We start from the raw sequence: 26,756 nt of genomic DNA, 5'->3' as shown, positions 1-26,756 counted from the left end.
CTTTCTACTGTTTCTTTTTTTCAGCCAATCCTTACCGCTTTATTCTAGGTGGGGCAGGTATAGTAGCCTTTCTCATAGGTTATGGGCTTTATAAATTAGCCTTGAAATACATTTATGATGAATGGGACCATTATAGATAGTATTCGTCATATTTGTTGAGGTTGGTTCTATTTAATATCATTCTAACACAGGACAGGGATCATAGAAATGGAAAATATATTTAAAATGACAGAGGGTATCCTTAATCGCTATAAACTGGATATTCCTTCCTGCCCTTATCCATTGGATGTGGAACGTTTTGATGGTTTAGAACAAATGAGTGCTCTCTATCATTACACCATTCGTTTTACCAGTTCACATCCGGATCTTACGGCTGAAATGATGTTAAGTAAAACCGCTACGCTGAGCATGGGGGTGGGGAAACTATTAGATTCTGTTGTCGGTAAAATTGTTCATGGTGTGGTGACAAATTTCCGACGCCTGGCCGGTTCACGCGATCAGGTTACGTATGAAATTATTCTGGAACCTTTTATATCCTTACTGGATAAGCAGTTTCGTACTCACCGTTTCTTCGTCAACAAATCAGTACCGGAAGTGGTAGAGCAAATTCTTGGCGAGCATGGTTTGAAGGGGTGGGAATATGAATTCAAGCTTAAACAAACCTACCCAAAACGGGAACAGATAAATCAGTACCAGGAAAGTGACCTCGCGTTTATCGAACGTCTGCTGGCTGAGGTGGGGATTTTTTACTTCTTCACCCTGCAACCGGATACCCAGACTGAAGTGGTGCACTTTGCGGATAAGCAGAGCGCCTGGACATTCGGTAAAAAACTGCCACTTAATAGCCCTTCGGGCACCAATGACAATGCCGTTGACTCGGTGTGGGATATCCACGTCTGGCACAACGTGGTTGAACGTTCGGTCACCGCCAGCGACTATAACCATCGCGAAGCGCAGAATATTCTGACGTCCGTCCCGGCAGACATGACTCAGGGCGAAGGTGACGGTATCACTTATGGTGATGTGTATCACTATCGTCCGCGTCACCTCGAGCGGGGTGACAAAATTACCCCTGCAACCGAAACCGGTAACTTCTGGGCTCGTCTGGAGCATGAACGTTTTTTGTCCGCCCAGACTACAGTGACCGGCAGCAGTACGGACCATACCCTGGGCCCGGCGCAGGTTCTTACCATTACCGAAACCGCTATCTTGCCGACACTACCCCGTGAAACGGAGAATGGTGTTGTTATTATCCGCACTGGCTACTACGGCAGCCGTAAGAATGCCTTGAAAGTGACATGGGTAGCGATGCCTTACTACGAGAACCGATGCTGGCGTCCAGCCGCGAAAAAGCGCCCGGTGGTCAGCGGCACCCTGATGGCCCGCGTGACCAGTGCCAAAGATAACGACATCTACGCCTGGCAGGATGCATCCGGCATGTACCGGGTGAAGTTTGATGCCGACCGTGATGATAGAAAGCAGGGCATGGAAAGCATGCCAGTGCGTTTTGCTAAGCCTTATGGTGGGGACAAATACGGATTCCACTTCCCGCTGATACAGGGTACGGAAGTCGCCATTGCGTTCCACGAAGGTGACCCGGACAGGCCGTATATAGCTCATGCCCTTCACGACTCCCGCCACGTCGACCACGTCACTGAGGCCAACAGCACGCGCAATGTTATCCGCACAGCTGGCCTGAACAAGCTGCGGATGGAGGACAAGCGCGGCGAAGAGCATGTCAAGCTCAGTACAGAGTATGGTGGAAAGACCCAGCTCAATTTAGGTCACAACGTGGATGCTTCCCGCGAACTGCGCGGCGAAGGTGCGGAACTGCGTACCGACCGGCATGTTTCCGTCCGGGGAGGGGCCGGGGTGTTTATCACGGCGGATACGCAGTCTTCAGCGAATGGAATGATGCTGGATATGACCGCAGCGCTGAGCCAGTTGGAACGGGCTCAGAGTCTGGCTGAGTCGTTAAACAGCGCAGCTGAGACGGCTAGGGCAGAACTTGCAGATTTACAAACGCAGAAAGCCTTGTTAAATGAAGCGCTGAGGGAACTCAAAAAATCAGCTTTACTACTATCTGCCCCGGAAGGTATTGCACAGGTGACGCCGAAAACCTTGCAATTATCTGCAGGAGAAAATATCACTGCGACCAGTGGTGGTAATACCGATTTGAGTGTCCTGAAGAAACTGACAGTAGCTGCGGGTGAAAGAATTAGTCTGTATGCCCAAAAATTGGGGATCAAATTGTTTGCCGGTAAAGGAAAAGTGGAAATTCAGGCACAGAGTGATGAAATGACGCTGGATGCGCTAAAAGATATCCGTATCAGTAGCAGCGAAGGAAAAATTGTCATTAGTGCGAAACAGGAAATAATTCTGAGTGGTAGCGGTGGAGCCTATATCAGGATTGGCGATGGGGTAGTCGAAAGCGGGGCACCAGATAAGATTATTGAACGAGCGGCCGTGTGGCAAAAATTTACGGGGCAAAGCACCAACCAAATGTTGAATCAATATCAACAAGGTAATTATGAGTTGCAGCCAGCTCTGGTATGGAGCGGAACAGGGGCGGTAGTAGCTAATCGCCAAGCGGTATTGAAAAGCGACATGGGGACAACTGCTGAAAATACAACCTCTGCTGGCAATACATCTAAACAGAATTTCAATGCAGTCAGTAATGTTCGTCTCACCGTGAATAAGGAGAGTTAATCATGATGAATGCTGACAATTTAATAAAAATTTACCCAACATATGATAAGGCCGGAAATGCGCATTATGATCTGCATAGCCAGCCGAAAGGGAGTGATCTTGTTCAGCAGTGTGTTGTGTATCCGGAACGGATAATACCGGTTATTTTTATTCCTGGAGTAATGGGGAGTAACCTTAAAAGCAATCGCAAAAATGGCAAGAAAATCTGGAACCTTGACAGCATGGCTGGCATTGCTAGCACATGGTTTGGCGTAAATGCTAATACTCGAAAAAAGAAACTCGATCCGTTAGTAACCAAAGTAGATGATAGCGGTAAGGTTGATGAAAAAGAGGAAACCTTTCTGCTGAAAACCCGCCGGGAGCGGGGCTGGGGGAGCGTGGCATACACCAGCTATGCCCCTTTTCTTTCCTGGTTGCAGGATGAACTGAATGATTTCGAGGCCTCAGCAAAGGGAGAACGCAGTAAACTTCTGACCAGCATACAAGCTATGGATGCGGGAGATATTTCTCTGCAACAGGAAGAGATTGATTTAACTTACCGATATGTTTATCCAGTCTTTGCGGTGGGATATAACTGGCTTCAGTCGAATGCGGATTCAGCCAAAGCTCTGGCAACCGAAATAGACAAAGAGATAATTCAGTTTTACCAAGGGAAAGGGCGAAAATGTGAAAAAGTGATTCTGATTACGCATTCAATGGGAGGACTTGTTGCCCGCCATTACACTCAGAACTTGGGAGGTGAAACGAAAGTGCTGGGCGTAATACACGGAGTGATGCCCGCGCTGGGAGCCGCAGCCACCTACCGCAGGATGAAAGCAGGGACGGAATACCCGGAAGGAAGCCTTGAGGGATGGGCAACTTCGCAGGTTCTGGGAGGAGATGCGGAAGCCATGACTGCCGTGCTATCACAGGCCCCCGGTCCGATGCAGCTTCTACCAGGGCTGGATTACGGTATGCGATGGCTGAAGATAATTGATGGGAATGATGTGCATTTCTATCCCAAGGAAGAGCCTTATGGCGAAATTTACCTGCAGAGGGATAAATGGTGGGGGTTATGTGAAGAGCAATTTATCATTCCGGGAAATAAATCAGCGAATATGGGTTATGATAAGGAATGGTTCAGTTATACGAAAATTATTCAAGGGGATATAAGGCCATTCATCGAAGGGCTTTCAGGAAAATACCATTCAAATACCTATGCCTTTTACAGTGCTGAGTCATCATTTCTCTCGTATGGTGAGATCGTCTGGCAGTCAAAAACACCCGTGATAGAACAGTGGATGAACCATGGGCGCAGCAGGAGACCGGAGGAGGGACGGGCGCTGGATAAAACCGAAAACTCAACCAGTCGTAGTGCCTCAACCCCACTGGACGGTAAAGGATGGGCTCAGGGAATATATCAGACCTGGAAACTGCTCCCCCCCAAAGAAGCGGGCGATGGTACTGTGCCGGAGCGTTCAGGTAGAATTGCAGAACATTATCTGCAGGCACGTTATCCTGTTTCTGTACAGCACGAACCCGCTTATCAAAACACGCTGGCACAGCAATTCACGCTACGGGCTTTGGTGAAAATTATCCAGAATGTGAAACAAACGACGCTGGCTTATTCATGAAACTAAAAAAACACTTCGTGATGATATTTGTGGTGGTCGCAGGTTTATCTGGCTACTACTTATTCGGTGGTTATCCACCAAAAATAAACCTAACAACGCAGGAGAATGATATGGTGAATGCGTTTCTGGATGAGATGACGACCCGCTGTGTCGGCCGCTATCTGATTGATATACCTAAATCATATTCGGTCACGAGTGATAATGTTCTGGCTTTTATCAATAATGCATCGATAAAAACAAAAAGGATTTATCGCCCGGCATTTGAGCAGAAAATCCGGCTCAGGGAAGAGGTCTTAATGCAGGAGAAAACAGTTGATCCGCAGGATATGCCTTATCTTAAACAGGTCTATCCGTTACCCGCAGGGATGGTCGGGGTTATTTTTGAAAGAAACGAAAGTGGTTCAGTGCCTGATGCTGCTCGTATACTCGAAGCCCATTTTTACACAAATGGTATTGCTGTAGAGGTGGCTATGGAAGCTGAAAACGGTTTGTCGCCAAGATATGATAAATTTCGAAAACAAACTCCAGATGTTTACAGGAACTCTGTTCCAAATAGACTGGCTGAGTTGACTCAGTTGCTGAAAAGGATATCAGGTAAAAAAGATACAGAAATACCACAGCAAGCAGGGTTTTGTCTCCCGGAAATATTTATTGCTGACGGTGCTGTAAAGAATAAAGAAGAGATTGATGTAACATATACATCAGATAAATATCCTCGTGCTGATTTTGACTTTTCGACGGATAATTTTAATAAAACAGATGACACTATGCTGGACAGAAGTGCTGAGGTGAATAAAGACATAAAAGCAATAGAAGGCCGAACCATTCGAAAGGGAAAGCGGAAAATAAATAGTCTTTATACGGAGGAGTGGCTGGTTTTCGGAAGTATGGATAATGATGAAAAAGGACTGCGTTTTGTTTTTCATGCAAATGAGAATGTCATTCAGGATAATTCTCCCTGGATGTACATCAGTTTTTTACAACGAGGCCTGGCAGGTAATAACCAATTATCCGAAAATGAAGCGGTAAGCGCCTGGGAGAAAATTACTGGTACGCTGAGGTTGCGCCCGGGAGCGTTTCAAAAGTGATTTATAGTAGTTTGTGTTGATTTTTTATATAGGGGGCGTATGGCTGGTGTTTTTTATTGCTTGAGGGTGTGGCTGAGTTGTTACGAAAAATTGGTTGGGTTGCTTATTTTATTTCCTTTTTATCTTTGTGTTTAATCTGTTATTTGGTGCCTTATAAACCCGCTCGTTTCTGCTTCCTATTTGCCGTGTTTCTGATTTTCGTGATTTCTGTAGTCTGTTTATTGGTAGGGTATATTTGACTGACTGAGGATAGTGAAAAAACAGGAGACTATCTGATTCAGTAAACGGAGATGCCATTTTGCTATCGAATGGCTGAGATTTAAAGTAAATGACAGAGGTATAGTATGCCAGCATTAATTTGCCTTGGCGATGCCACCACTCATGGCGGTAAAGTCATTTCGGCTTCTTCTACGATGTTTATTAATGGGGTTCAGGTGGCACTTGTCGATGATCTCATATCCTGTCCAATACCAGGGCATGGCACAAATCGTATTATAGAAGGCGAACCCACGGCAACCGAAGAAGGAATATCCATTGTTGTAGATGGCTGTCTTTGTGAATGTGGTTGTCGGGTTATCAGTTCTCACATTGAAAACAGTATTGAGTCATAATTATGTCATGGCCTGTCCCTGATATTAAGAAAAAACAATCTCTCCCTCGCCCTGATTTTAAAAAATGGGGGAGGGGGTTTTTAATGATGCTGGTGGCAGGGATAGCCTTAAATCTGTTTATTGGTAGAGAAACCCGTTACGAGCATGTCTTTCTTTATGGTGCGCTACCTGCATTTTTTCTGTGGTTATGTCTTTTTGGGAGCGCTTGGCATCGTTATGAACAATCGATTAACAATGCTCTTTTATGGAATAATGAAACTGAACGAACAAAATCACACTGGAAACGTTGGTGCATGAAACAATGGCTCATTGTGGGTAATATTGTGATGGCACCCGAAGAGCAAGGGGTAAGGGTTATTCTGGGGAACTATGCTGATATACCTGCATTTCCAAAAAAAGCACGTCCGCTGGCTTCTGCAATTTTTGATTTACCCAACCGATTAAAGTATGTCGATGAACAACTAGAGAAACAATGTTCTGGTTACAGGAATAGTCTGTATTCAGTGAAAGTATTGATTACAGACCAACGCCGTGAGGAACAGATAAGTCTGGCTGTCAATGATCAATGGGATCTTTATCCCGAATATGTAGACTCACTTGAGGAAATACAATCTGGCGCTCAACAGAATGGTATGGTTCTTTTGCTTTGTCTGCAAGATTGGCAAGAAGGGGAAGCGGATAAATTTAGTGAGTTCATTTCCGGGCAACTTATTGCCCCTCCTTCCTTGGTTGAACAATGTAAGTTGACGGTACTAGCCGGGCTAGGGAGGGTCTTGTCTTCGAATGATGTAATGAAAGAACTGGACATTTTGTTTGAATATAACTCGGTAGATTATAATGATTTGTATCATGTATGGCTGGCGGGCATAGATGGTAAAAGCCGGACAAAAATTGCCCAGTATGCTGATGCGCAACAGTGGAAATTGCCACCAAAACAGCCCTGTTATTCACTCGACCATACATTCGGTCCTAACGGGCCATTGTCTTTTCCCGTCTATATCGCGTTGATGGTAGATGCAGCAGTCCATACAGGTGAAATGCAACTGCTTATTTTTCAGCAAAAGGAAGGTGTATATTCACTGTGTCTGATCACCCGGGAGCTATTTTAATGATGGAAGGAAAACCCACGCCTGAAGTTGAAGTACATTACAGCATCACTGGGTATGTCATATTGATTATTGGCCTTGCAGGGATATGTGCATTATTGTTATTTCTGAATCAGGATCGCGTTATTGCTAATGGAATCACAGTACGCAAAGCATGGTTTATTTGGGGATGCGTATTTTCAGCGTTATTGCTGTGTGCCATTGCTTCACCATTCTGGTTGCAGAGAAAGCAGAGAAAGGCTCAGCTTATTTATAGTCCTGAGAATATTAATTATCGTAACGATAATTATTCTATCAAGAAAGAAGCTGTCTCCTCCAGCGTTTTGTCACTCAGGGATTTGCGACAGCAGCTTAGATCCACTTACGGTTTTTTGTGGTTTCGTAGAATTCGGATACTGGTGATAACCGGCACCGCCCCAGAGGTGGAGCTGCTGACCCCTCGCCTCACCACCCAGCTCTGGCAGGAAGACCGCGGCACACTGTTGCTTTGGGGCGGTGACCTTAATACGCCAGCGGACAGTGCCTGGCTGACCGCGCTGCGCAAACTGCGCCGTCGTCCGGTGGATGGTCTGGTATGGGTCACCTCAGCCTTTGATAGGCTTTCAGCGCCGGGGCTGGAGCAACCGCTACCGGTTCCCTCTGAAAGCATCATGGATTCCCTGTCTCATGCCATCAGTAACCGCATGGATGCGCTTGGCTGGAAACTCCCCCTGTACGTCTGGTCCCTACATCCGCGCGCCGGTAAACCGGAAGGTCGCATTGTGCAGGCGACAGGCTGCATGCTGCCCGCCGGATGCCGTACTGAGGGGTTAACAGAACAGCTTGCTGCCCTGACGCCGGAGTTGATTTCGCAAGGACTGCAGCAGACCTGTAATTATGTGGAACACAACTTCCTACTGTCCCTTGCCGACCAGCTCATTCGTGAGCCGGAAAGCGTGACCGCACCGCTGTCGGTGATGCTCAATCCGTATCGCCCGCTGCCGCTGGCCGGTGTGGTGTTCAGTCAGCCTTCAGCCGGTGCAGAACGTGCCGTGCCGCACCACTGGGGCATGGATAAGCGCTGGGATGTTCTGCCTGAATCAGTCCGGACGCTTCCTGCCGGGCTGCGTCCTCGCAAGCCTGGTATTCCATGGCGCAAGGTAATGGCATCTGCTGCTGTGCTCACGATGGTGAGCTGGGCTATGTGGATGAGCATCGCATATGTCATCAACTGCAGCCAGATTGCTGGTGCGAATGCCCAGGCCACACTTGCCGCCAGAAAGAATCAGCCCCTGGAGCAGCGTCTGCATGCACTGTCTGAACTACAGAAAACCCTGGCCCGTCTGCAATACCGTTCAGAGCATGGCGTGCCGTGGTACGAACGGGCCGGGCTGAGCCAGAACAATGCGCTGCTGGCGGCACTCTGGCCACGCTATCAGGACAGCGCGTTGCCGCTGTTGCGGGATGCAGCCGCAGAGCATTTGCAGAAGCAGGTTAATGCTTTTAATGCACTGCCGCCCGGCAGCCCGCTGCGCGAAAAGATGGCAAAAAACACCTATGACCAGCTTAAGCTTTACCTGATGCTGGCGCGTCCGGAACATATGGATTCCGCCTGGTTCAGCTCTGCGCTGTTGTGGGACTGGCCGAGGCGTGACGGTGTGAAGGACGGTATCTGGCAGGGTCTGTCCCCTTCGCTGCTGTCATTTTATGGCGCACAGTTGGTCACACATCCTGAGTGGAAACTGCGAGCTGATGAAAACATGGTCAGCCAGGCGCGTTCCCTGCTGGTTCGCCTGATGGGCGTGCGTAATAGCGAATCGACCCTGTACCAGAAAATGCTTTCACAGGTGGCACATCTGTATGTCGATATGCGTCTCGAGGACATGACCGGTGATACTGATGTTGCCCGCCTGTTCAGCACCACCGAGATCGTGCCAGGTATGTTTACCCGCCAGGCCTGGGAGCAGGCCGTCCAGCCTGCCATCGAAAAGGTGGTAAAGGCGCGCCGGGACGAGCTCGACTGGGTGCTCACGGACAGCAAGCGTCAGGTGAATAAACAGGACGAGACCTCGCCGGAAGCGTTGAAAAAGCGCCTGACGGAACGCTATTTCGCAGATTTTGGCGGGGCCTGGCTGGAATTCCTTAACAGCCTGCGCTGGAATCAGGCCGCGACGCTGTCGGATTCCATTGACCAGCTGACCCTGATGGCCGATGTGCGCCAGTCACCACTGGTGGCGCTGATGAATACCCTGAATGTGCAGGGGCGTACCGGACAAACTGGCGAAGCCATTTCGGATTCCCTGGTAAAATCAGCAAAGAATCTGCTCGGTGGTGACAACAAAGATGCCATTGACCAGAGTGCCGGCGTTCAAGGTCCGCTGGATGGAACCTTTGGTCCGGTACTGGCGCTTATGGATAAAAGCAACACCGGTGCGCAGGTGCTGAGCCTGCAGTCATACCTGACGCGGGTGACGCAGGTGCGTCTGCGTCTTCAACAGGTGACTAATGCTGCCGACCCTCAGGCAATGACTCAGACCATTGCCCAGACCGTATTTCAGGGTAAAGCCGTGGACCTCACTGAAACCCGTGACTACGGCAGTCTGATTGCGGCTGGTCTGGGGCAGGAGTGGAGCGGTTTTGGTCGTTCGGTCTTTGTGATTCCGATGGAACAGGCCTGGCAGCAGGTGCTGGCTCCGGCGGCCGAAAGCCTCAATGCCCAGTGGAAACAGGCGGTAGTGGCTGAGTGGAACAGTGCCTTCGGTGGACGTTATCCATTTAACAATTCCAGTAGTGATGTCTCCTTGCCGCTGCTGGCCAAATATCTCAACGCGGATTCCGGGCGTATCGCTCAGTTCCTGCAGACCCGCCTCAAAGGCGTACTGCACAAAGAAGGGAACCACTGGATGCCGGACAGCATCAACTCGCAGGGGCTGGCCTTTAACCCAGAGTTTCTCAATGCCATCAACACTCTGAGCCATATCTCGGATGTCGCCTTCACCGAAGGCAATGCCGGGATGAACTTCGAACTGCGTCCGGGTACTGCCGATGGCGTGATGCAAACCACCATGATTATCGACAACCAGAAACTGATATACGTTAACCAGATGCCAGTCTGGAAGCGCTTCGCCTGGCCTGCGGATACTGAGGCCCCTGGTGCGAACCTGAGCTGGATAAGCACCCAGGCAGGCACCCGTCAGTATGCGGATATTCCAGGCGCCTGGGGATGGATCCGAATGCTCGACAAAGCTGCCGTCAGTGCTTATCCGGGCGTGGGTAGCAGCTACAGCCTGAGCTGGATGGCTCAGGACGGTCGCACACTTAATTATACTCTGCGTACCGAAGCGGGAGAGGGCCCGCTGGCGCTGCTGAAGCTGCGTAATTTCCGCCTGCCAGAGACCATCTTCAGCACGACAGGCTTGGCAGCATCAGACCAGGCCGCAAGCGCAAGCAATGATACAGAGGACGTATATTGATGAGCACGCTCAATGCTTTACTCAGCGCCTGCCAGACTGAGCAGGAGCCACTCCTTGCGGCCACCCGTGAGCGGGTTAGGCTCTGGGATAGCTGGCTGCAGCCGCTGTCCGGTCCATCACCTCAGGGTGACGATCCGGGTTATGACGATGACTTTCAGCAGATGCGCGAAGAGGTCAACAAACTCTCAGGTGCGGATACCGAACTTATTTGCCAGCTTGCAGAGAAGCTTCTGACCACGACCACCAAAGATATCCGCGTGGCCACCTACTACTGCTGGGCAAAGCTGCACCGCGAAGGTGAGCGGGGGCTCGCTGAAGGACTTGAACTGCTGTGTGGCCTGCTGGAGCGCTTTGGTACACAACTGCATCCACAGCGTGATCGCAGCCGTAAGGCGGCAATGGAATGGCTAGCGGGATCGCGAATGACTGACTCTCTTTCCCTGTACCCCGAAGTGGTCAGGATCGATGCGATACGTACCACCGGGGCACTGCTACTGATAGAGCAACTGACGGAAAATGAGCCGGATGAAATTCGACCGGAACTCAATACGCTGTATGGTGCTCTTGAAAGCCGCTTGCAGAAAGCGGGTGGTGTGGATGCGGTTGTTCCGCAGAACGCCAGTGCCTGCGAAACTCCTGCGACAGCCAGCCACTACGATGCCCCGGTCATCGGACGTATCACCTCCGGTCAGGATTTGCTGGCACAGGCCCGCGCGCTCGCCGAATATCTGCGTGAACAGCCGGACGGCTGGCTGTCAGCACACCATCTGATGAAGAGCCTGCGTCACGATACCCTGCGGGCAATTCCGGCCCCGGATGCGCAGGGCCGTACCCGCATCGAACCGCCAAGAGCAGACCAGCGCGCGTTGCTTAAACGCCTCTATCTGCAGCAGAACTGGGTAGAGATGCTGGAAACGGCAGATAGCACTTTTTCTCGCGGTGCTAATCACCTGTGGCTGGATTTGCAGTGGTACATCCACCAGGCCCTGACGAAATCAGGTCAGGACATTCTGGCTGGCATTATTGCCGCTGACCTGAAAGGGTTGCTCACCCGTCTGTCCGGTCTGGAAACGCTCGCGTTCAGTGACGGAACGCCATTTGCGGATGAAGTAACGCTGAACTGGATCCAGCAAAGTGTTATGGACACAACTGGCGGGTGGGGCAATGACACCCCATCCGCACAGCTGTCTGCAAGCAATGATGACATTCTGGCGCTGGAGCCAGAAGCCGTGGCGCTGGCGGACAGTGAAGGCCCGGATGTCGCGCTGGCCTGGCTACAGCAGCGCCCGGGTGTCACCACCGATCGTCAAAAGTGGCTATTGCGTCTGCTGATGGCCCGCATTGCTGAGCAGTACGGTAAAAATGAGCTGGCGATGCATCTGTTTGCTGAACTGGGTGATCGCGCCAGAGACGTGACTCTCAGCAGCTGGGAGCCTGAGCTGTTGTTCGAGGTACAGGCCCGCCATCTGAAACTGCTGAGAATTAAAGCGGGTCGAACAGAATCGGATAAAGCTCGCCTGAACACTGAAATGGAAAGCCTGCTTGCCGGGTTAATTGCTATCGATCCTGCCCGTGCTGCAGTCCTATGTGGGTAATGCAAAAAAATGACTTCCGGAAATGATGCCGGTGATATTAATGATGTTAGGAATATAAATTTTCATGAAAATAACTAAATCTGCAGGATGCATTGTCATGGTGCTATTTATGTCTGGGTGTACTGCAATTTTGTGGGGTGGAAATAAAGTCTCCGGTAGTCATCGGGTAAATGTTATGAAAATGCAGGATAATGTCACCGATATTTTTCGGTATGAAAATATCTCCGCTTCTGTTGTTCAGGATAAGACCAATATACCTCTGATTATTCCTTCGAAAGGAATTGCATTTTTAGGTGAAAAAAATGTCTATATTCTGACAAGAGGGGCTGATGAGGTACTGTTTTTAAACAAATTAACAGACGAAATCCCATTGATTGCAGGTAAAGAGGAAAATACGCTCAAGCTTCAGTTGGCTCGTCCTGTAAAAGGGGATGCTGTCGTTCGCTTTGAGGATTCGCTACGTGTATGGGTTAATAAAAATGCAGGTGAGCTTTCAGAATACGATATAGGTGTCATTAAGCACTCAGGCTTCCAGCGTGGGAAAGGGGGATACTGGAAAGACGTCATTATTGAGGGCATGATTCTTCCAAGGAAAAGTCTCAATTATACATTTACCAATACCGAGTCACTGAGGCGAAAGTATAACGTTGAATTTTACGCGACTGACAATGAAACCGATTTTTATCCGAAGAGTCTTGCTACCAACATTGTGCTCACACCTGTGGCATTGGGTGCAGATATCGTATTTTTCCCTGTCTCCCTCACGTTTCTACGCTTAATCATCGGGCAGCAACACTAGAGCTAACTCTTGCTGGAACGCATATGAAAGATCAGACCTTGCGCTATTTCGATGCAGAAATGCGCTACCTTCGTGAAGCCGCGAAAGAATTTGCTCAAACCCATCCTGATCGGGCAGCGATGCTCGACCTTGATAAAGCCGGTACCCCCGATCCGTATGTTGAACGCCTCTTTGAAGGGTTTGCCTTCTCAATGGGGCGGCTTCGCGAAAAGATTGACGACGACCTGCCGGAGCTGACCGAAGGGCTGGTCAGCATGCTCTGGCCCCATTACCTGCGGACCATTCCGTCACTCTCAGTGGTGGCGTTCACGCCTGCGCTTCAGGCTGTTAAAATGGCAGAAGTGATACCCGCGGGTCTGGAAGTTTACTCCCGCCCGGTAGGGCCGAAAAACACGGTCTGCCGTTACCGCACAACCCGCGATGTGATGCTCAACCCGCTGAATATCTCTCGGGTGACCATGACCACTGAGCCGGACGGGCGCTCGTTACTGCGAATGCGCTTTGCCTGCAGCACGCAGGCGGACTGGTCCCATGCGGACCTCAGTGACCTGAGCCTCTATCTCGGGGCGGATGCACCGGTCAGCAGCCAGCTGCACCTTATGCTGACCAAACGGCAGGCCGCACTCTATATGCGCCTGCCTGGTCAAACTGACCGTATCCGGCTTGACGGATATTTCTCACCGGGCGGCTTTCGTGACGAAGACTGCCTGTGGCCGAAAGGCGATACCGCGTTCAGCGGCTACCAGCTTCTGCTGGAGTATTTCACCTTCCGCAACAAGTTTATGTTTGTCCATCTTAACGGCCTTGAGGGCATCTCGCCCCCAGCGGGGGCCGAGTATTTTGATATTGAAGTGGTGTTCAGTACGCCATGGCCATCTGACCTGCCGGTCACCGATGATGCGGTTCGCCTCCACTGCGTGCCGGTGATTAACCTGTTTACGCTGGAGGCTGACCCGCTGACCATTACCGGGCTTGAAAGCGAGTACCTGCTGCGTCCTAAACGTCTGCAGGACGGACATACCGAGATTTATTCGGTGGATTCGGTCACTGGCTCAAACCGCACTAATGACGCGGAGTATGTACCGTTCAGCAGCTTCAGGCACAAGGGCGGGATGATGCGCCGTCATGCACCACCCCGTTACTACCACACCCGCGTGAAGCGCAGCGTGAGCGGACTGTATGACACCTGGCTTATCCTTGGTGGGCACCAGTGGGAAGATGATCGCCTGTTTGAGCGTGAAGCTGTCTCGCTGCAAATCACAGGCACCAACGGTCAGTTACCTCGCCGGGCATTACAGAGCACGCTGCTTGACCGCTGTGAGCAGGTGGTCAGTACGCAACTTTCAGTACGCAACCTCTGTAAACCAACACTGCCAGTCTATCCGCCTTCCGAAGACCGTTTCCACTGGCGGGTGCTGAGCCACCTGGGATCCGGTTTCCTGAATATGATGAGTACCGCCGAAGTGCTGCGCGGCACGCTTGCCCTTTATAACTGGCAGGAAGATGAAATGAACACCCGGCGTCTGGAGGCGATTCAGCAGGTGGAGCACCACCGCCTGCAACGCTTTGAACAGGGCTACCTGCTGCGGGGGCTGGATATCGAAGTCACCCTCGACAGCAATGGTTTTACCGGTGAGGGTGATATTCACCTGTTCGGTGAAATGCTCAACCGATTCTTTGCGTTGTATGCCGATATGAACCACTTCAACCAGCTCACCCTCATTGTTCAGCCAGAAGGAAAATGCATCCGGTGGAAAGAGAATCACAGCCCGCGTCTGCCAGGCTGATAGCGCAGCTTGGCGACCGGCTGCCGTACATGAACTTCTATCGTTTTTGTCAGTTGCTGGAGCAGAGCCAGCCGGATAAACCGGTCACCGGCAGCACCTGGCAGGTGAGACATGAGCCGGTACGCTTCCGACCCCATTCGGGGATGGGATTCCCGGCCTCTGAAATCAAAGGGGCAGAGCTACCGGAACATCCGCACCTTCCACCCACTATCCGTACCACCTTTATGGGGCTCTACGGCGTGGAGTCTCCGCTGCCGACGCATTATATCGATGACATCACACAGCGACGGGAAGGATACGAAGCTAACGCGGACTTCCTCGACATCTTCAACCACCGGCTGATTGCTCAGTACTACCGTATCTGGCGTAAATATTCGTATCCGGCAACGTTTGAAGAAGGCGGAAAGGACAAAACTTCACAGTATCTGCTGGGGTTGGCTGGGCTCGGGATTGACGGTTGCACAGACAGCATAGCGGCGCCCGCCTCACGGTTTCTGGCGCTGCTGCCGGTGATGTTGTTGCCAGGACGCACTGCGGAAGGCATGGCTTCACTGGTGCGTCTTCTGGCACCCAACACGCAGGCGAAAATCTGGCACCACGACAGGCGTCGGGTACCGCTTAAGAAGCCTTTGAAAATGAGCGTTAGCCAGCCTGTCACGCTGACGCATCGCCCGGTGATGGGCAGTTATGCCACCGATGTGAACAGCCAGGTACTAATGCGTCTGACCACCACAGACCCTGTGGAAGTGCAGGGTTGGTTGCCCGGCGGGGAGCTTTACACGGATCTGATGGCGTTATTGCATGTATATCTTGGCTCGCGGCTTGATGTCCGTCTTCAGCTATGTGTGGACCGCAGTCTGTTGCCTGATGCGACGATGAGCACAAGATCCAGAGCAGATGCGGTGCAACTGGGACGCACTGCTGTTATGCGGCCGTTGAATCCGCTGAACACCGCAAAACATCCTAAAAAAATAACCATCAATCTTGGCCGCTACGAGCGCGTACAGGAAAACATTCACCGCAGGGAGACTGATGAAGATGGCGATTACCGCTGGTAAATTTCCTCTGATTACGCTGGCTGTAGGCGTTACGCTGATGCTGGCTGGCTGTGGACTTACTCAGAGTGTTACGGAAGGCACTGTCGCCGTGACTAAATCGATTTTTTATAAGCAGGTTAAGATCCTGCATCTCGATATTCGTGCCCGTGAAGCAGTGAACAGCAATGCTGGAGGTGTAGCTCTGTCGACGGTAGTGCGTATTTATCAGCTTAAAGACCGCAAAACCTTTGACAGCACGGACTACCCGTCATTGTTTAAAGACGATAGCCAGGCCGTCAAAGCAGACCTCGTGGCGGAGAAAGATATAAGGCTGCAGCCGGGTGGTGCAGTCACGGTTGATATGCCAATGGAAAAAGATGCGCAGTACGTGGCAGTGGCCGGGATGTTTATGTCACCGGACCTGGAGAACAACACCTGGCGTGTAGTATTGAGCCGCGATGAGCTTGATCCGGAGAAGGCCCGGGTTATTGACGCGGGCAACAATCGACTGACTCTGCAGGCGCTGAAAGATGAGTGAGTCATCCCGTCCTTCACTGTATGAAACACTTTATGGCAACTTCACCGGCGGCCTCGATCTGCATCAGGTCAGTGAGGAAAACCAGGTCATCCTCTCGGTACTGGATAACATGCAGCGTATCCTCAACTGTCGTGCCGGCACGCTGGCTCATCTGCCTGACTATGGGTTGCCCGATATGACCAAAATCCTGCAGGGCATGCCGGGAACGGCCCATGAGCTCATGGGCACATTGTCTGCCGTCCTGCTCAAATATGAACCACGCCTGAAAAAAATAACCGTTCTCCTGCTGGAACAGAACGTCCCCGGCGAACTGCGCTATGCCATTGACGCTGAACTTAAAGGGATTGGCCTGGTGCGCTACGGGACTGAATTTATGCCCGAAGGACGGGTTCTCTTAAGGCATCTCAGGCAACAGCAGTATCTCGACACCACTCTCCGTATATAAGGCCCGATAACATCATGTCCGTAAAATCACTGTTCCTGAAGAAGTTGCAGGCGCGACAACCTGCACCTGTTACTGCAATCAGCAAGAGTCAGGCTGATATTGCAGAGTTTCGCCAGCGAATGGCTCAGCTTCAGGATGAAATGGACGCGTGGCTGACGGATACGGGACTGAAAGTGGAGCCACTGAGCGTATCCGTTCCGGATCTGCTGGTGGAGAGTGGGGCTTTTGATATTTCCGGGATCGTTCTGCGTTATGGCAGCCGGGCGGTTAACTTTATGCCGATCTTTCTTTATGGACAGGGAGTCGCAGGCTGTGCTGAGGTGACTTTTTTTACCGGGTGCAGCGCGATTTCTCAAGGACGCCTTTTCATGAGGGTGGGGAGCGTAAATGACTGGATCTTTACTCCCCCTGATACGTCGCCTCAATCAGGACAACTATTTGATGAAGGCATTTTCTTCGGTCTGATTTTAGCGCTGCTGCCATAGCGCTGACATTTATTCCTTTTATCAGTCATTGCATTTTAAATCGCACAATAGCCCCTCACATCAACTAACGAAATTAACCGATACGGATATGCAGGCCCTCCAGGATGACCACACATATAACGCTAAAAACCGGCGGCGACCCGCGTGCGCTGCCAGATTACGCCGCCCTCCGCGATGAACTCAGCAAGCTGACGCATCCTGCTCGCCCGGATGTGAACTGGCAATATGTCGAAAGACTCTGTCTCTCTCTGTTTGAACAAAACGGTGTGGAGTTGCAGACTGCGGCCGGGTACACCCTTGCCCGGACTCACCTGTCTGGATTGGCTGGTCTGAACGAAGGGCTGGCGATTCTGGAGGCCTTGATTAGCCACCAGTGGGACGTTTTCTGGCCGAAGACGCTACACGCTCGTCTGGAAATCCTTACCGGCCTGAGCCAGCGACTGCAGCAGCGCATGCGTATGCTTCCACTCAACAACAGCCATCTTAGTGAGCTTTATAGCGCTGAAGTGTTGCTTACCCGCCTGAGTGCGGTGCTCCAGCGCCTTGAGCTCAAACATCTTAGCCAGTTCGATACGTTACGAACGTTGATACGTTCAAATGCTGAACGGCTTGAAAGCAGTAATGATGCATCAGATCTGAATGCACTCATGATGCCCGGTTGCGAATTACCTCAGGAGAGGGCAGAACCGAATGATAAAGTAAAATGGGTTTATGTTGTGCAGCCGGAAAATCAGCCGAATGCAAAGCATTGTGCGACAGCGCACGGGTCTGTCAGACCATGGAAGCCCTTTGTCGCCGGGATGTGTTCTATGCTGGTGGTCTGCGTCGCTGTGGCGTGGGGAGGGAGCTTTCTGTCCAGACCCGATCCCTTAACGACGAAGGCTGTTGCCTCGCTGGCGCCGTTACCGGAAGCGCTTACACCTGTTCAGCAAGACGCGTTAGCACAGCGAGGGACTTTACCGTCCACGTTTATCGCAGAAACGCAGCAGCAGCTTGCCCGACTGGATAAGCTGCCACCTGACTGGAATATTTCCTACAGCCTTCAGTTGTTAGCGCAACTCCAGACATTGCGGCCGGAGGAAGCGAAGCCGCTGGCCTTGCAGTGGCAGCAAAAATTTAACGCGGCAGCGTTGCCGGTTGAGGCCATGAACAGCTGGTATCAGGGGATGATGAAGCTCCAGCAACTGAGCCACCGGCTGAGCAGTCTGGATGAGCAAAAAGGAAAATATATTACGGTGAGTGAGCTTAAGTCGGTGGTTTTTTCGACCATACAGTCATTTAACCAAACAATACCGGCTGAAGAGCAACTCAGACGCCTGTCACAGCATCCAGCAGGAGATACGCTTCCTGAAGCCGAAAAGACCCAGCTGGAGTTGCGTCTCAGGCAGCTGGCAACGCGTTACGCTCAAATAAAACAGGATTCTTCTGCGCAGTGAATTCTGACGGCGGACAGGTGAATGTGCTTGAATAAGCGTTGAGGTCAAAGTGTCCCCTGCAGGAATCGAACCTGCAACTAGCCCTTAGGAGGGGCTCGTTATATCCATTTAACTAAGGGGACGAGGCGGCACGAGTATAGCCTTATTTACACTATGCGTTAAGCGCATCGCCGCCTGACTGCTCAAAGAGTCACCATTCAGGACGATTTTTTTGTCGATTTATTATTATTTTCCCGTGCCTTAAGCTCAGCTTTGCGTTTGTTCGACATGTCGTTACGGATTTGGGCATGGCTCAACAGCGCGAAGATAAACGTTCCGCCGCAGATGTTTCCTGCCAGCGTCGGTAGGGCGAACGGCCAGAAAAAATCGCTCCAGTGGAGTGTACCGTTAAAGACCAGATACAGTATTTCAACGGTACCGACCACAATATGCGTGGTATCAGCCAGCGCAATCAACCAGGTCATCAATATAATCACCACAATTTTGGCGCTCCCTGCTGAAGGAAACATCCAGACCATCGTGGCGATGATCCAGCCGGAGATGATGGCATTCGAGAACATTTCGAACGGGGTGTTTTTCATCACATCCATGCCGATTTTTACAAACGCGTCCCGGGTGGGTTCATCAAAGATCGGCATGTATTCAAACGCCCAGGCCGCGATGCCCGTGCCGATGATATTACCCAGCAGGACGACGCTCCAGAGACGCATCAATAAGCCGAAATTGCCGAGAGTAGGGTTTTGCATTACCGGCAGAACGGCAGTTACCGTGTTCTCGGTAAACAGCTGCTGGCGGGCCATGATGACAATCACAAAGCCGAAGGTATAGCCGAGGTTCTCGAGTAAAAATCCCCCGGGCACACCTTCCAGCTGAACATGAAATATCCCTTTGGCGAGCAGGGATGCGCCCATTGAGAGCCCTGCTGCGATAGCTGACCAGAAAAGGGCCATCGCGTCGCGCTCCATCTCTTTTTCACCGTCCTGGCGGATATGCTCGTGGATAGCCATCGCGCGGGAGGGAAGGCGATCTTCATCAATTTCTATTTTCTCGCCGCGCGCTTTTTCCTCGCTTTCAATTTCAATTTCCTCATTGCTCTCGCCAATTTTTTCTTCGCCCACTTCTTTCATATCTGCTCCCGGAGGTTGATCTTTCTGTTAAGCGTAGCGGCTTTTGTCAGGATGCCTGTGGGGATGCTCTTAAATTGGCGGCAATGACAACAAAGGTGATACATCTCTTTCAAAGACATTATAAAATTGCCAGCGAAACGAATTCCAAAAGCCAGGCTATGCTGAGATCAGAGTCACGGTGGTTACTGCCCGTAATTGTGCTCATAGACATCGGTAAACGTGCTGTTACAATCGCTTGCACGTTTACAGACGGAGCGTCAACGGCTCCGTTACGGATGGCAATCAATGATAGCCATACTGAACAGGGAGATATTTATGAAACTTCGGCTGTCGGCGCTTGCGCTTGGCGCGACGATGCTTGTGGGCTGCGCCAGCTCCGGGGAGCAAACGGGACGCTCCGATCCTCTCGAAGGATTTAACCGCTCCATGTATAGCTTCAACTACAACGTGCTGGATCCGTATGTGGTTCGCCCGGTGGCAGTGGCATGGCGCGATTATGTTCCACAGCCCGCGCGTAACGGGTTAAGTAACTTTACCAGCAACCTTGAAGAGCCTGCGGTAATGGTGAACTACTTCCTGCAGGGCGACCCGTATCAGGGGATGGTCCACTTTACCCGCTTCTTCCTGAACTCCATTCTGGGGATGGGCGGCTTTATTGACGTCGCAGGCATGGCGAACCCGAAACTGCAGCGTGAACAGCCGCACCGTTTTGGTAGTACGCTGGGGCATTATGGTGTCGGCTACGGCCCGTACGTTCATCTGCCGTTCTATGGCAGCTTCACCGTGCGTGATGATGGCGGTGATATGGTCGATACGCTGTATCCGGTTCTGTCGTGGCTGACCTGGCCGCTGTCGGTGGGTAAATGGACGGTGGAAGGGATTGAAACCCGCGCGCAACTCCTCGACTCTGATGGTCTGCTGCGCCAGTCTTCTGACCCGTATATTATGGTACGTGAAGCGTATTTCCAGAATCATGACTTTATTGCCAACGGCGGTAAGCTGAAGCCGGAAGAGAATCCAAACGCGAAGGCGATCGAAAACGAACTAAAAGATATCGATTCGGAGTAAATAAAAAAGGTGAGCAATGCTCACCTTTTTTGATTCCAGTGCGATTAGAACGCGTAGTTGAAGTTCATGCCGTACAGCCAGGCTTTACCTTCGGAAGAGAATTCATACGGACCTTCCTTGAAGTGAACTTTTTGACCGTGCATATAAGAGATGCCCGCATCAATAGAGGCATCTTTGTTGAATGCATAGGTCGCACCTGCGCTCAGCCAGAAGCGGTCCTGATCCGGAATAGAGATGGAACGCTTGTCGGCAGGTACCGGGCTGTCATCGAAGGCAATACCGGTACGGAATGTCCAGTTGTCATCCATATAGTAGGTGGTCCCCAGCGCGATGCGGTATGCATCACGGAAGCTCTCATCTTTATAGAAGAGCGTGTCGCCGTTGCTATTGGTCGCCTTCAGCTCCTGGAACTGGCTCCAGCTGGTGTAGGTCAGGCTATAGTGAACCGCCCACTGTGGCGCCACTTTGTTATAACCAGACAACTCCCACATTTCTGGTAAGTGCAGGCTCAGAGAGCCGCCAGTGGTTTGGCCATTGGTACCCATCGGCAGGCCGAAGTTGCCGAGGATCTGGTTATAGGCAGAAGGGAGGCTGCTTTTGTAATCTCCATCAAAGTCGATTTTTACTTCGGAACGGTAGGTAAAGCCGTAACGGTTGTTTTTATCGAGTTCATAGAGGATACCGGCGTTCCAGCCAAAGCCCCATTCGTCGCCCTTCAGATAAGCGATCTGAGTGTCTGCCGGGATACCAGCCACTCGCTGTGCCAGGGCTGGCGGTAGCGCACCTGAGCCAGCAACGACTTTACCCAGGTCGCCCGCGTAACGTTCGATCTTCGCTTTAGCATACACAGCGTCAAAGCCAACGCCGAAGCTCCAGTGATTATCAAGACGGTAAGCACCGCTCAGGTTCAGGTTCAGGGTTTCCAGGTCGGTTTTACCGCCAAACGCCCCGGCTGCATAGTCGTTATTGAACTCGGTTGCTAAACCGTAGTTAGAGGTCACAGACGCACCCCAGCCGAACTGGTCGTTGATCGGTGCCACGAAGTGCATGTTTGGAACCCATGCCGTTGGGGCAATATTATCCGATTTCAGATTGGCACCTGTCGGAGAACGGCCCGAGATATCAACACCCGGATCGACAAAAATAGCACCGGCAGAGAAAGTGGGACGATCAAACATCATGATCAACGCGGGGTTACGACTCGCGTTACCCGCATCATCCGCAATCGCACCTTCCCCCGAATACGCGCGGCCAAGGCCAGAGGAAGAAAATTCGTTTAACTGAAAGCCCGCTGACCATGCGGAAGTGGAGACGAGTGCCACTGCGACTGCCAGCGCAGTCTTGTTGAACAGGGTTTTCTGGCTCATGACCATAACCTCATTGAGTTATTTTTATTCAATATTTGTTACATACCGTAACAGGAGCGCGAAGTGTAGGGTCTGAGGTATGACAGACAAATCAGACCAGTGGCCAGAGTATAGGTCCGACCAGCCTGAATGTTGCAAGTTTGTTTATTAATATTTTCAAACATGTTTCGCGAAACGAGATCTGGTTGGCAAAATTGTGACCATCGCGACTCACCCAAAAGGGTGGTTTTTGTTTTAGATCATTTTTTAGTGTGATATTGGTCACTTATCCGTTTTTGCGCCATTAACGGCTGGAGAGCACCCGCGTCGGGGCGTAAAATATCAGCATCGTGTCTATCTCGCGCGCTGCGCGAATACAGAGGAAATTGAGCTATGAGTAAATGCAGTGCTGATGAAACCCCGGTTTGCTGCTGTATGGATGTTGGGACCATCATGGACAACACCGATTGTACCGCGTCTTACAGCCGTGTGTTCACCAACCGCGCCGAAGCGGAAGAGACCCTGGCCGCGCTGAGCAAGCGTGCGCGTGACGTTGAATCCGATCCGTGTGAAATCAAGTCGACCTTTACCGAAGTGGAAGGCGGCGTGAAGCTGGACATCGACTTTGTCTTCGCCTGCGAAGCAGAAACGCTGATTTTCCAGTTAGGCCTGCGCTAATTTCTGCGGTCTGGTGCCCTCACCCCAGCCCTCTCCCACGGGAGAGGGAGCAAACACTAAAAACGGTAACCTACGGGTTACCGTTTTGCTTTTACCTCGGGGCATTTTCTTTTTCTTCTCTGTGTTTTAGCTCGCACTTTTTCGTTTCCCCGATTGGCTGAATGTAAAAAAATGGTTAAGACTATTATCAGGTCAGACCACTTTATGTTTGCGAAAATTTTTTTACAGGGGAGTGTTATGAGTCAGGCATTACCGCTTATTACCCGTCAGGGCGATCGCATTGCCATAGTCAGTGGGTTGCGCACGCCGTTTGCGCGTCAGGCAACGGCGTTTCATGGCATACCGGCCGTCGATCTGGGGAAAATGGTAGTGGGGGAGATGCTGGCTCGCAGCGAAATTCCGCCTGAGGTCATTGAACAGCTGGTATTCGGTCAGGTCGTGCAGATGCCTGAAGCTCCCAACATCGCGCGTGAAATCGTCCTCGGTACCGGGATGAATGTTCATACCGACGCCTACAGCGTCAGCCGCGCCTGCGCAACCAGCTTCCAGGCCGTGGCTAACGTCGCCGAAAGCCTGATGGCGGGTACCATTCGCGCCGGGATAGCGGGGGGAGCGGACTCCTCTTCGGTACTGCCGATTGGGGTCAGTAAAAAGCTGGCGCGTATCCTGGTCGATGCTAACAAAGCCCGTACGACGGGCCAGAAACTCAAACTCTTCTCGCGTTTACGTCTGCGCGATCTCATGCCTGTCCCCCCTGCCGTAGCGGAATATTCTACCGGCCTGCGCATGGGCGATACCGCCGAACAGATGGCGAAAACCTACGGCATCACCCGTGAACAACAGGATGCCCTGGCGCATCGCTCGCATCAGCTTGCGGCAAAAGCCTGGTCGGAAGGCAAGCTGACCGACGAGGTCATGACCGCCTATATTCCTCCCTATCGAGAACCGCTTGCCGAAGATAACAATATTCGCGGCACCTCAACGCTGGCGGATTACGCAAAACTGCGCCCGGCGTTTGACCGCAAGCACGGCACCGTGACGGCAGCAAACAGTACGCCACTGACGGACGGGGCCGCCGCCGTGATCCTGATGACCGAATCCCGTGCGAAGGAGTTGGGCATTACTCCCCTGGGCTATTTACGCAGCTATGCTTTCACCGCCATTGATGTCTGGCAGGACATGCTGTTAGGTCCGGCGTGGTCTACGCCGCTGGCGCTGGAGCGAGCGGGGCTGACGCTGGCTGATTTAACCCTGATTGATATGCACGAAGCGTTTGCTGCACAAACCCTGGCAAACGTCCAGCTGCTGGCAAGCGAGCGTTTCGCGCGCGATGTGCTGGGCCGCGCCCATGCCACAGGCGAAGTGGATCAGAGTAAATTCAACGTGCTTGGCGGCTCTATCGCCTATGGTCATCCGTTTGCCGCCACCGGCGCGCGAATGATCACGCAAACATTACATGAACTCCGTCGCCGTGGCGGCGGGTTTGGCCTTGTAACCGCCTGTGCGGCGGGTGGTCTTGGCGCAGCAATGGTTCTGGAGGCTGAATAATGGATATGCCATCTGCATTTAATCTGACGGTTCGCCTCGATAACGTGGCCGTTATCACTATTGATGTGCCTGATGAAAAGATGAATACCCTGAAGGCCGAATTTGGCGTTCAGGTGCGCGCGATGCTAAAGCAGATCCGCGAGAACAAAGCCATTCGCGGCCTGGTGTTTATCTCTGCCAAACCCGATAACTTTATCGCCGGCGCGGATATCAACATGATCGCCCGGACGCAAAGCGCTCTGGAAGCCGAAGAGCTGGCGCGTCAGGGGCAGCAGGTGATGGCGGAGATCAACGGCCTGCCGATCCCGGTTATTGCCGCGATCCACGGTGCCTGTCTGGGCGGTGGGCTTGAGCTGGCGCTGGCCTGTCACAGCCGGATTTGTACTGACGATGCGAAAACCGTTCTGGGTCTGCCGGAAGTGCAGCTGGGGCTGCTGCCTGGATCCGGCGGAACGCAACGGCTGCCGCGCCTGGTGGGCGTGAGCACGGCGCTGGAGATGATCTTAACCGGTAAACAGCTGCGTGCCCGTCAGGCGCTGAAAGCCGGTCTGGTCGATGACGTCGTGCCGCAGTCTATTTTGCTGGAGGCCGCCGTTGAGCTTGCGCTGAAAGGGCGTCAGGCAAGACGTCCTCTGCCGGTTCGTGAGCGCGTGCTGGCCGGCCCGCTGGGAAGAACGCTCCTGTTCAACATGGTGGGCAAAAAGACCGAACAAAAAACCAAAGGCAATTACCCGGCGGCAAAGCGGATCCTGGAAGTGATCGAGACCGGGCTGGCGCAGGGAAGCAGCAGCGGCTATGCCGCGGAGGCCAAAGCCTTTGGCGAACTGGCGATGACGCCACAGTCTCAGGCATTGCGCAGCATCTTCTTCGCCAGCACGGACGTGAAAAAAGATCCCGGCAGCGAGGCGCAGCCTGCGCCGCTGCGTGCCATTGGCGTACTGGGTGGGGGGCTCATGGGCGGCGGAATCTCTTTTGTTACCGCCAGCAAAGGCAAATTACCTGTACGAATCAAGGACATTAATCCTAAGGGGATCAACCACGCGCTTCAGTACAGCTGGCAGAACCTTGATCAAAAGGTCAAGCGCCGCCATATCAAAGCAAGCGAGCGTGATAAAACCCTGGCGATGATCTCCGGTACGACGGATTACAGCGGTTTTGCGCATCGCGATCTGGTGATTGAAGCCGTGTTTGAGGATCTGGCGCTTAAGCAGCAGATGGTGGCAGACGTTGAGCAACATTGCGCCCCGCATACCATTTTTGCCTCCAATACGTCGTCATTACCGATTGGCGATATCGCGGCGAAAGCCGCGCGTCCGGAGCAGGTAATCGGACTGCACTTCTTTAGCCCGGTCGAAAAAATGCCGCTGGTAGAAGTTATTCCGCACGCGACGACCAGTCCGCAAACTGTTGCCACCGTGGTGAAGCTGGCGAAAAAACAGGGTAAAACCCCGATTGTGGTAGCGGACAAAGCTGGCTTCTACGTCAACCGCATTCTGGCTCCCTACATTAATGAAGCAATGCGGTTGCTGACGGAAGGGGAGAAAATCGAGCACGTCGATGAGGCATTGGTAAAGTTTGGTTTCCCCGTTGGCCCAATCCAACTTTTGGATGAGGTGGGAATAGACACCGGCACTAAAATTATACCAGTGCTGGAAGCCGCCTATGGCGATCGTTTTAGCCCACCTGCAAACATTGTTTCTGCGATTTTGAAGGACGATCGCAAAGGCAGAAAAAATGAACGCGGTTTCTATCTTTACGGCGCGAAAGGGCGTAAAAGCAGGAAACAGGTCGACCCTTCGGTATATGGACTCATTTCGACCACAGGTCAGGGAAAACTGTCCGCCGTTCAGTGCGCTGAGCGCTGCGTGATGATGATGCTCAATGAAGCGGCGCGCTGCTTTGGTGAGCAGGTGATCAAGAGTGCACGCGATGGCGACATCGGCGCGGTATTTGGTATTGGTTTCCCGCCGTTCCTTGGCGGCCCGTTCCGTTACATGGATACGCTCGGCGCGGGTGAAGTGGTTGCAATCCTGCAACGTCTGGCTTCGCAATATGGTCCCCGGTTTACGCCGTGTGACGAATTATTGCAGATGGCGGAACTCGGCCAGACATTTTGGCCTGCAAGGGAAACTGTCCTCGTAAGCTGAGGTCAAAGAAGGGTAAATCCTGAAGTGAATGGACCTGTTCTGGCGATTTTGTAAACAGAGATTGACTATACTTACGCCATTGAGGTAAAAAACAGCGTTTCATTCACCGAATGGATCAGGCACAATGCCCGGCCATCGGGT

The 26,756-nt window shown here is 51.9% G+C and carries 20 protein-coding genes and 1 tRNA gene; 18 read left to right on the top strand and 3 right to left on the bottom strand.

All coding sequences use genetic code 11. The features are described from left to right. Positions 1-207: 207 nt before the first annotated feature. The 14 genes from V1587_RS18280 (at position 208) to V1587_RS18215 (ending at position 18,701) form a co-directional block, all read left to right on the top strand. A complete protein-coding gene (locus V1587_RS18280; protein ID WP_371897369.1) occupies positions 208-2,709 on the top strand; it encodes a type VI secretion system Vgr family protein in 2,502 nt (833 codons plus the stop codon). Between the two features lie 2 nt (positions 2,710-2,711). After that, on the top strand, positions 2,712-4,322 hold the full coding sequence (locus V1587_RS18275) for an esterase/lipase family protein (protein ID WP_371897368.1): 1,611 nt from the start codon (positions 2,712-2,714) through the stop codon (positions 4,320-4,322). After that, complete coding sequence (locus V1587_RS18270) at positions 4,319-5,410, top strand: T6SS immunity protein Tli4 family protein (RefSeq protein WP_371897367.1); 1,092 nt, start codon at positions 4,319-4,321, stop codon at positions 5,408-5,410. Before V1587_RS18275 ends, V1587_RS18270 begins: the two co-directional genes overlap by 4 nt. Positions 5,411-5,754: 344 nt before the next feature. Then, entirely contained in the window at positions 5,755-6,021 is a 267-nt protein-coding gene (locus V1587_RS18265; RefSeq protein WP_371897366.1) for a PAAR domain-containing protein, read from the top strand. Positions 6,022-6,023: 2 nt separating this feature from the next. Then, positions 6,024-7,130, top strand: coding sequence for a hypothetical protein (locus V1587_RS18260; protein WP_395314440.1), 1,107 nt, complete (start codon positions 6,024-6,026; stop codon positions 7,128-7,130). 2 nt (positions 7,131-7,132) lie between these two features. Beyond that, positions 7,133-10,579 (top strand): ImcF-related family protein, encoded by a 3,447-nt coding sequence (locus V1587_RS18255; RefSeq protein WP_371897474.1) that lies wholly within the window; start codon positions 7,133-7,135, stop codon positions 10,577-10,579. Beyond that, positions 10,579-12,174 (top strand): type VI secretion system protein TssA, encoded by a 1,596-nt coding sequence (gene tssA / locus V1587_RS18250; RefSeq protein WP_371897364.1) that lies wholly within the window; start codon positions 10,579-10,581, stop codon positions 12,172-12,174. Before V1587_RS18255 ends, tssA begins: the two co-directional genes overlap by 1 nt. A 64-nt stretch (positions 12,175-12,238) precedes the next feature. Next, complete coding sequence (locus tag V1587_RS18245; RefSeq protein WP_371897363.1) at positions 12,239-12,973, top strand: hypothetical protein; 735 nt, start codon at positions 12,239-12,241, stop codon at positions 12,971-12,973. Between the two features lie 23 nt (positions 12,974-12,996). Beyond that, positions 12,997-14,760 carry a type VI secretion system baseplate subunit TssF gene (tssF, locus tag V1587_RS18240; RefSeq protein ID WP_371897362.1) on the top strand — a complete coding sequence of 588 codons (1,764 nt, stop codon included), beginning with the start codon at positions 12,997-12,999 and terminating at the stop codon, positions 14,758-14,760. Further along, positions 14,715-15,818, top strand: a complete 1,104-nt coding sequence (gene tssG / locus V1587_RS18235; RefSeq protein ID WP_371897361.1) for a type VI secretion system baseplate subunit TssG — start codon at positions 14,715-14,717, stop codon at positions 15,816-15,818. Before tssF ends, tssG begins: the two co-directional genes overlap by 46 nt. Further along, complete coding sequence (gene tssJ, locus V1587_RS18230; protein WP_371897360.1) at positions 15,799-16,335, top strand: type VI secretion system lipoprotein TssJ; 537 nt, start codon at positions 15,799-15,801, stop codon at positions 16,333-16,335. Before tssG ends, tssJ begins: the two co-directional genes overlap by 20 nt. After that, entirely contained in the window at positions 16,328-16,780 is a 453-nt protein-coding gene (tssE, locus tag V1587_RS18225) for a type VI secretion system baseplate subunit TssE (protein ID WP_371897359.1), read from the top strand. Before tssJ ends, tssE begins: the two co-directional genes overlap by 8 nt. A gap of 14 nt (positions 16,781-16,794) precedes the next feature. After that, positions 16,795-17,265 (top strand): hypothetical protein, encoded by a 471-nt coding sequence (locus V1587_RS18220; RefSeq protein ID WP_371897358.1) that lies wholly within the window; start codon positions 16,795-16,797, stop codon positions 17,263-17,265. A 104-nt stretch (positions 17,266-17,369) separates the two neighbouring features. Further along, positions 17,370-18,701 (top strand): VasL domain-containing protein, encoded by a 1,332-nt coding sequence (locus V1587_RS18215; protein WP_371897357.1) that lies wholly within the window; start codon positions 17,370-17,372, stop codon positions 18,699-18,701. A 50-nt stretch (positions 18,702-18,751) separates the two neighbouring features. Here V1587_RS18215 and V1587_RS18210 read toward each other — a convergent pair. Together V1587_RS18210 and V1587_RS18205 are read right to left on the bottom strand one after the other, a co-directional pair. Further along, positions 18,752-18,823 (bottom strand) — tRNA-Arg (locus V1587_RS18210). A gap of 75 nt (positions 18,824-18,898) precedes the next feature. Continuing rightward, entirely contained in the window at positions 18,899-19,828 is a 930-nt protein-coding gene (locus tag V1587_RS18205) for a formate/nitrite transporter family protein (protein ID WP_395314439.1), read from the bottom strand. A gap of 315 nt (positions 19,829-20,143) precedes the next feature. Here V1587_RS18205 and mlaA point away from each other — a divergent pair, with 315 nt between their 5' ends. Next, the gene (mlaA, locus tag V1587_RS18200) at positions 20,144-20,896 is read left to right on the top strand and encodes a phospholipid-binding lipoprotein MlaA (RefSeq protein WP_023336447.1); all 753 of its coding nucleotides are present in this window, start codon (positions 20,144-20,146) and stop codon (positions 20,894-20,896) included. A gap of 44 nt (positions 20,897-20,940) precedes the next feature. Here the strand turns inward: mlaA and fadL are convergent, their stop codons facing one another. Then, a complete protein-coding gene (fadL, locus tag V1587_RS18195) occupies positions 20,941-22,263 on the bottom strand; it encodes a long-chain fatty acid transporter FadL (protein ID WP_371897355.1) in 1,323 nt (440 codons plus the stop codon). Positions 22,264-22,635: 372 nt separating this feature from the next. On the opposite strand from fadL, the gene V1587_RS18190 reads away from it, so the two are divergent. The 3 genes from V1587_RS18190 to fadJ all read left to right on the top strand — a co-directional run bounded on the left by V1587_RS18190 (position 22,636) and on the right by fadJ (position 26,615). Further along, the gene (locus V1587_RS18190) at positions 22,636-22,920 is read left to right on the top strand and encodes a YfcZ/YiiS family protein (protein WP_023336445.1); all 285 of its coding nucleotides are present in this window, start codon (positions 22,636-22,638) and stop codon (positions 22,918-22,920) included. Positions 22,921-23,157: 237 nt separating this feature from the next. Further along, the gene (gene fadI / locus V1587_RS18185) at positions 23,158-24,468 is read left to right on the top strand and encodes an acetyl-CoA C-acyltransferase FadI (protein ID WP_032666638.1); all 1,311 of its coding nucleotides are present in this window, start codon (positions 23,158-23,160) and stop codon (positions 24,466-24,468) included. After that, positions 24,468-26,615 carry a fatty acid oxidation complex subunit alpha FadJ gene (gene fadJ, locus V1587_RS18180; protein ID WP_371897354.1) on the top strand — a complete coding sequence of 716 codons (2,148 nt, stop codon included), beginning with the start codon at positions 24,468-24,470 and terminating at the stop codon, positions 26,613-26,615. The genes fadI and fadJ overlap by 1 nt, the downstream gene beginning before the upstream one ends. Positions 26,616-26,756 lie beyond the last annotated feature (141 nt).

It is taken from the genome of Enterobacter sp. ECC-249, from assembly GCF_043965265.1.
Taxonomy (GTDB): Bacteria; Pseudomonadota; Gammaproteobacteria; order Enterobacterales; family Enterobacteriaceae; genus Enterobacter; species Enterobacter quasiroggenkampii.
The sequence above is the reverse complement of the archived record's forward strand: the minus strand, read 5'-3'. Positions and strand labels throughout refer to the sequence as shown.

What these genes read in the sequence shown, in the direction of transcription:
- V1587_RS18280 (WP_371897369.1), top strand. Translation starts at nt 208, where the DNA reads ATGGAAAATATATTTAAAATGACAGAGGGTATCCTTAATCGCTATAAA.
- V1587_RS18275 (WP_371897368.1), top strand. Translation starts at nt 2,712, where the DNA reads ATGATGAATGCTGACAATTTAATAAAAATTTACCCAACATATGATAAG.
- V1587_RS18270 (WP_371897367.1), top strand. Translation starts at nt 4,319, where the DNA reads ATGAAACTAAAAAAACACTTCGTGATGATATTTGTGGTGGTCGCAGGT.
- V1587_RS18265 (WP_371897366.1), top strand. Translation starts at nt 5,755, where the DNA reads ATGCCAGCATTAATTTGCCTTGGCGATGCCACCACTCATGGCGGTAAA.
- V1587_RS18260 (WP_395314440.1), top strand. Translation starts at nt 6,024, where the DNA reads ATGTCATGGCCTGTCCCTGATATTAAGAAAAAACAATCTCTCCCTCGC.
- V1587_RS18255 (WP_371897474.1), top strand. Translation starts at nt 7,133, where the DNA reads ATGGAAGGAAAACCCACGCCTGAAGTTGAAGTACATTACAGCATCACT.
- tssA (WP_371897364.1), top strand. Translation starts at nt 10,579, where the DNA reads ATGAGCACGCTCAATGCTTTACTCAGCGCCTGCCAGACTGAGCAGGAG.
- V1587_RS18245 (WP_371897363.1), top strand. Translation starts at nt 12,239, where the DNA reads ATGAAAATAACTAAATCTGCAGGATGCATTGTCATGGTGCTATTTATG.
- tssF (WP_371897362.1), top strand. Translation starts at nt 12,997, where the DNA reads ATGAAAGATCAGACCTTGCGCTATTTCGATGCAGAAATGCGCTACCTT.
- tssG (WP_371897361.1), top strand. Translation starts at nt 14,715, where the DNA reads ATGCATCCGGTGGAAAGAGAATCACAGCCCGCGTCTGCCAGGCTGATA.
- tssJ (WP_371897360.1), top strand. Translation starts at nt 15,799, where the DNA reads ATGGCGATTACCGCTGGTAAATTTCCTCTGATTACGCTGGCTGTAGGC.
- tssE (WP_371897359.1), top strand. Translation starts at nt 16,328, where the DNA reads ATGAGTGAGTCATCCCGTCCTTCACTGTATGAAACACTTTATGGCAAC.
- V1587_RS18220 (WP_371897358.1), top strand. Translation starts at nt 16,795, where the DNA reads ATGTCCGTAAAATCACTGTTCCTGAAGAAGTTGCAGGCGCGACAACCT.
- V1587_RS18215 (WP_371897357.1), top strand. Translation starts at nt 17,370, where the DNA reads ATGACCACACATATAACGCTAAAAACCGGCGGCGACCCGCGTGCGCTG.
- V1587_RS18205 (WP_395314439.1), bottom strand. Translation starts at nt 19,828, where the DNA reads ATGAAAGAAGTGGGCGAAGAAAAAATTGGCGAGAGCAATGAGGAAATT.
- mlaA (WP_023336447.1), top strand. Translation starts at nt 20,144, where the DNA reads ATGAAACTTCGGCTGTCGGCGCTTGCGCTTGGCGCGACGATGCTTGTG.
- fadL (WP_371897355.1), bottom strand. Translation starts at nt 22,263, where the DNA reads ATGAGCCAGAAAACCCTGTTCAACAAGACTGCGCTGGCAGTCGCAGTG.
- V1587_RS18190 (WP_023336445.1), top strand. Translation starts at nt 22,636, where the DNA reads ATGAGTAAATGCAGTGCTGATGAAACCCCGGTTTGCTGCTGTATGGAT.
- fadI (WP_032666638.1), top strand. Translation starts at nt 23,158, where the DNA reads ATGAGTCAGGCATTACCGCTTATTACCCGTCAGGGCGATCGCATTGCC.
- fadJ (WP_371897354.1), top strand. Translation starts at nt 24,468, where the DNA reads ATGGATATGCCATCTGCATTTAATCTGACGGTTCGCCTCGATAACGTG.